The organism is Planktothrix agardhii, assembly GCF_904830935.1.
Taxonomy (GTDB): domain Bacteria; phylum Cyanobacteriota; class Cyanobacteriia; order Cyanobacteriales; family Microcoleaceae; genus Planktothrix; species Planktothrix agardhii.
The window spans coordinates 1-5311 of sequence record NZ_LR882957.1 but is presented as its reverse complement, the minus strand read 5'-3'; the positions used below and the strand labels follow the sequence as shown (position 1 = coordinate 5311).

The window sequence follows — 5311 nt, the reverse complement described above, 5'->3', positions numbered from 1 at the left end:
ATATGACAGGGACGAGAACCCGCTCCCGACTCTCCTCCGGCTATCACCCAACTGGGATAATCATTAGTAGAATAACTGCCGATTCCTGGCCAGGATTCAATCCAATCCTCGGCAATTTCTGACCATTCAATTGGTAAGAACTTCGATAGGTTTATGGGTTCCAACAACGGTTCGCAACTCAGGAAACGAACTTTTGCGGGTATCTTCATAAGTAATGGGATTCGCTTGTCTGCCATTGCCTGATTCTCGCAACTAACACCAAGCCAGATATTATCGGGGATACTCCATTGCAACCCAACAGAATGATCACTATTTCGGGCTATATACCAATCAAAAAACTCAATCATTCGTTCAGGGCGTTTGGTCAGAATTTGGAACGTATGTTGAGGAAAATCCTCAATTGTTGAAAATATTTGTTCAATCCATTCAAAGGGAACATTTTCATGAAACATATCTGCCATTGAACAGAGAAAGATTCGTTTCCCTTTTTTCCATCTTAAAAGTCTATCAAGTTGATTTTCAACAAATTCAACAGTTCCATTCCAACTCGCTACTTTCTGATATTGTGGGAATTGTTGAAGCCTTGCCGTTTTCGCCGCCGTTTCTGCGTAACATTTCTGGCATCCCTCACTAATTCGGGAGCATCCAACGATTGGATTTATCGTCTCATCGCACCAAGAAATTGTAGTTGTCATAGTTTTAGTTTTGGGTAATGTTGGTAAAAAAAAGCCGAGGATTTCTCCCCGACTCTAGTTAATTAGGCTTTAGCTGATTTCAGTTGTTTGGAATTAGTTGCATTCAATTGTTGAGTAACTGGAGCTTGATTGAGTTCGGTTTCTGCAATCGCAGCAAAACATTTCGCTTGATTTTCAACCAATCGTTGATCATTACAGACATCCATTGATTGAATCTCTTTTGTAGCTTTCAACGCAGTTAATTCAAGTTCGCCATTGGGTTCACGATAACTACCGGAAATATAGAAGTAGTTGCCATGTTTCCCTTCAGTTTTGGTCATCTCAAATCGGAAAATCAAGTTATTGTAGCTTTCCCGAATCTTCTCCAAACTATATTTGTTGAAGTTATCTTTCATCCCTTCAGAAGCCCAACTATTCAACGCCTTCTTGACAAATTGTTCCGTCAACAATTGAAATTTATCTTTACTTTGACGGTGCAGTAAAAAGGTTGAAAGTTCAGAAGCCTTTTCATGGAATTGAGTTTTCATTTCGCCGCCAACCGGAATCCCCCAAATTTCCAGAAATTCCTCATTAACATAATTAGGTTCAAAGGTTAAGATTTTTGTTGAGATTTGGCAAACCGCCATTTCAACAAATTTTCCTTTGGTTAATCCGGCTTTTTCGGCTTCAGAACAGGTCATATTATTGGTGTTTCCTCCAACAAATTGACCCCATTCTTTTGAGCAATTCCCACGATAACGACTCGGAGAACTGGGAATCAGAAATCCGTATCCGTCGATTTGGATAATATTCATGGTTTGTTCTAGTTTTGTAAGTGGTTTTAGTTTCAGTTTGATTGATTTTTTATAGGGGAGGAAATCAACCAAAAACCCAAGGCGGTAGCTAGATTATCTTGTTGGAAAAACTCAGTAGTCTTCCCAACATTATAACCTAACATTTATCGTTTAAAGCTAATATTTAATCCAGGTTCTTTGTAAGCTAATTCCTGAATTAATTGTTGATATTCTGCTTTCAAACTTTCAATCCGTTTGGAACTCAAGAGCTTTTCTTTGCGAACTTCAAGCCCTTTAATTTGATTCTCAAGTTCCTCAATCTCAGAATCTAATTTGTTGAGTTTCTCGCCATTGCGTTTAAGGATAATAATTTCCTCAGACCGAATCAATTCCTCTAATTTTGCCAACTCCGGTGAATCCTTAGAACTCACATATTTTTGTCGAAAACAAATAACAACTTTTGCAATGCTATCCTGATAAATAACATTATTCTTGTTGTTATTCATGTTATCTTGATGGATAGCAAGGGCTTCGACGATTGCATCAGATTCAATTTCAGAGAGTTGTTCAGAAAGAAACTTAATCACTTGTTTGTGTTCAACAAACTTTCGGATAGATTGATTAGGATCAGTAGAGAGTTCAAGGTCTAATTCAGAATCAACTTGAAGTTCAGAAAGAAATTGAGATTTGTTAGGAATCATTGGTTTAATTTAGTTGGGGTTTACTGATAGAAAAATACCAAGATTCCATTGACAAACTAATAGAATCCTGGTATTATTAGTGAATTGGTTTACTTATCTTGTACTCTGATAGTTTTGAGTTTGTTGTTAGGAAAGGGCAGCAAACTCAATATCTTTTTCAGAATCTTCAGATTGTTCAATACCTTCAGAATCTTGAGAATAATCATCAAGGAAGGATTCAATAGAAGATTTAAAGGCTTTAGATTCAAACTGTCGAATCCACCAATCGGGTTCATTATTGATGCTGTCTTCAATCTTGGAGAGCCATTTAGAAAGAGCTTGTTTAACGAGATGTTGGGGAATGCGATCGCACTCGAAAACCCCATCAAGTTGCAGTCGTTCGATAACAACATCAACATCAATATCGAGATTGAGTTTAGTTTGTGTTTGTTTAGTTTCCATGTTTACCTTTAATTGAAATCAAGAAGATTAAGCGGTAGCCAGTTGGCAAGTAGAACTTAAAACAATTAGAGTTCCAGTTGGAGAAAGTAAATAACTATCGGGTTTAAAGACTTCTCGAACATCGGTAATTCGCAGGTGATTGAGTTCAAGACTTCCGTAACTATAAGATTGCCAAAATCCCTCATTGTAGAGATATTGACAAAGATAAAAGCCATAATTTGGGTCGATGTTTTTAGGGGCTAACATTCCAAAACAACCTTTCTTATATTCACGAATTGGTTTCCCCAACATTTCCCGATTATGTTTGGCAATTAACCAGAAATCTGCACCGTGAAAAGCACTATAAATTGTCCATTGAGTTGAATGACGTTGATACATTTTGGATTGTCCAAATGAATGACCAACGCCATCAAGCGGTAGCCCTGTCCTGAGCGGAGTCGAAGGGTAGTTTCAATCAAATAAATTCAATTGTTTTAAGGGTTCTTCAATCTCAATTAATTCGGTTTTAGGATTGAAAATAATAACTGGAAGTTTAGCTTTTCGTGCCATTGAAATTGTTAGATAAGTTCCCCCAGTTGTTCGACCGTCCCAGACGGCTAAACCCAAACTAGAATTATTAACAAGATATTGATCACGAGCCTGCATCACCCCGTCAGAGTATTCTGGGTAAAGGATTTTTACTTCGGTTGCAGTAGCTAAGAGTTTTTCCCGTTGTTTGCGATACAAACTATGACCGTATCTTTGTTCAGGACAAGGAAAAATTGCTTTCCAATTTAATCCTCGTTGGCTCCAAATTTGTGCAGCCTTGTTGTCAGTTCCAATAGCCATTCCAGATAGAAAACAATTAAATCCTCGTTCAATAGCGAGGTCAGTTAATTGATTAATTCCGAGTTCAGCTTTAGGTTGAATAAGGCAACGATGTCCGGTAATAAACGCAGTTTTCATTATTAATTAGATAATCAAGAGCAATAAATTGAAGCGGTAGCAATAAAAAAAACCTAACTAACTAGATTAAATCTAATTAATTAGGGTTTTGTTAAAGTTAAGTTAGTGGTTTGTAGCCTTTCGCTTCATTTAATTTCCAGAAGACAATACTAAATCTTTCTGCACTTCTAATCTCTGTAACTGCATGGAGAACTTTACAATTAAATTCGGTAATATCTCCATCCTGAAGAAGATAATCAGTTTGTTCAGGTTCGCCATAACTGAAGATTGCTTCACCCAAATTAACACTAATTGCTTTAGGATTTGAGTATGTATGATCTCGATGTAAGCTAATTTTACCATCACTAACTTTATCATCAGTTACAGGGCCATGATAAGTTAATAAGCCAATATCACAGCCAGGATAAACCCGTTGGCTAAAATCAATTAATCGTTGGTCAGAATAACCTTTAGTTAGGCTACCATCTCGAAAATCAACTTCATGGAAAAGCCATAACCGATATCGACCCTTCGCATAATTACTAGGGTCTGCAACTAATTGAGATTTCAGACTTTGACAATAAGCTCGCAATGCTTCTGGATTCTGAACAGTAGTTAGCTTTCGGAGTTCAGTAGAGAATTTTAATTTAGTTTTGTTCATGTTTGTTACCAATAAATTTCAATTACTCTTACGTTAGTTCTTTTATTTCTTAAAAAAAAGTCCTTAACTAACTAGATTGGGTATCTAATTAATTAAGGATTTAATTTAAAACTCGTCATATCTTGAATTAGATTCAATTTCAAGTTCGATAAGACTTGAATATCTTGAAATCAGCTTGCATTTTTCTCGAAATTCTATAACTTCTTTAGTTTCTTCAATATCTTCAGTTTCTTCAATATCTTCAATATCATCATCCCAAAGATAATCATAAGGAGATGGGGAATTATCAGGACAAAAACAGGGTTTTCCGCCACATTCAAGCCATTGACCATTGAGTTCATTCATGGTAATATTTATGTTAGAAAAAACGACAAAACACCTATCTTTGGCGGTAGCTACCAAGCACTAAGCTATCGCCAAATTACTTTTAATTAAATAAACTAATTAATCAAAACAACACGACAACGTTTACCAAGTTGTTTGATATTTCGTTGAGTTCCAGGGCTTTTACCATCCCAAATAGCTAAACCAAAATCAGCAGAACTCATCATTAATTTATCTCTAAGGCTATAATTACCCTGGACTTTAACGGTTCCCCAATTACCAACATTGTTTCTGAGGGTGTTGAAGGCAAACCAAACTTGAACATTATCGTAATTCACTGAATCAAGATAAGTTTGAACAAGGGTATCAACGCCAGGAGCATCACCAATTAGAATCTCATAATTAAGTTCAATGATTTTATTGATTCTAGTGAGTGCTTCTGGGTTTAATGTTTCGATTGAACGTGAACCGGAAATAGCCACAGTGATTTTCATTGATTTAAAGTTAAGTGAATTAGAAAAACCCCTAACTAGATTGAATCTAATTAATTAGGGGTTTATTTAGGTTTATTTGACGAGATGTAGCTTAAAACCTAATTGCTTCAACAGTTCATAAAAGGCTTCGGGTTGCATTTTGTCATCGGATTCAATACCTCCTAATGGGGCTAGTTCTTCGATTCGGTGAACAAAACTAACTGCTCGAATGATTATTTCTGCATAGGGCCGTTGCTCCTCATCCTTAATCAATAAAGCTATCTGCTTGTGATTCATTGCCATACTTCTCAAACACTTA

At 36.3% G+C, this 5311-nt stretch carries 10 protein-coding genes; all 10 read right to left on the bottom strand.

The genetic code is table 11. The features are described 5' to 3' along the window. Window positions 1–695 (bottom strand): DUF5131 family protein (locus NMG88_RS22425; RefSeq protein ID WP_254035919.1); only part of this gene is annotated, 695 nt, incomplete at its 3' end. Window positions 696–757: 62 nt separating this feature from the next. Next, complete coding sequence (locus tag NMG88_RS22420; RefSeq protein WP_254035918.1) at window positions 758–1489, bottom strand: hypothetical protein; 732 nt, start codon at window positions 1487–1489, stop codon at window positions 758–760. Window positions 1490–1632: 143 nt separating this feature from the next. Continuing rightward, entirely contained in the window at window positions 1633–2169 is a 537-nt protein-coding gene (locus tag NMG88_RS22415) for a hypothetical protein (protein ID WP_254035917.1), read from the bottom strand. A 126-nt stretch (window positions 2170–2295) separates the two neighbouring features. Continuing rightward, window positions 2296–2610 (bottom strand): hypothetical protein, encoded by a 315-nt coding sequence (locus NMG88_RS22410; RefSeq protein ID WP_087882273.1) that lies wholly within the window; start codon window positions 2608–2610, stop codon window positions 2296–2298. A gap of 27 nt (window positions 2611–2637) precedes the next feature. Next, entirely contained in the window at window positions 2638–2988 is a 351-nt protein-coding gene (locus tag NMG88_RS22405; protein ID WP_254035916.1) for a DUF6943 family protein, read from the bottom strand. 72 nt (window positions 2989–3060) lie between these two features. Continuing rightward, window positions 3061–3555 (bottom strand): hypothetical protein, encoded by a 495-nt coding sequence (locus NMG88_RS22400; RefSeq protein WP_026798281.1) that lies wholly within the window; start codon window positions 3553–3555, stop codon window positions 3061–3063. A gap of 97 nt (window positions 3556–3652) precedes the next feature. Beyond that, the gene (locus NMG88_RS22395; RefSeq protein ID WP_254035915.1) at window positions 3653–4195 is read right to left on the bottom strand and encodes a hypothetical protein; all 543 of its coding nucleotides are present in this window, start codon (window positions 4193–4195) and stop codon (window positions 3653–3655) included. Window positions 4196–4300: 105 nt separating this feature from the next. Beyond that, the gene (locus NMG88_RS22390; protein ID WP_254035914.1) at window positions 4301–4540 is read right to left on the bottom strand and encodes a hypothetical protein; all 240 of its coding nucleotides are present in this window, start codon (window positions 4538–4540) and stop codon (window positions 4301–4303) included. Window positions 4541–4635: 95 nt separating this feature from the next. Continuing rightward, window positions 4636–5001: a hypothetical protein gene (locus tag NMG88_RS22385; protein ID WP_254035913.1), complete on the bottom strand. Its 366-nt coding sequence runs from the start codon at window positions 4999–5001 to the stop codon at window positions 4636–4638. Window positions 5002–5085: 84 nt separating this feature from the next. Continuing rightward, a partial coding sequence (locus NMG88_RS22380; RefSeq protein ID WP_254035912.1) for a hypothetical protein occupies window positions 5086–5311 on the bottom strand: 226 nt, incomplete at its 5' end.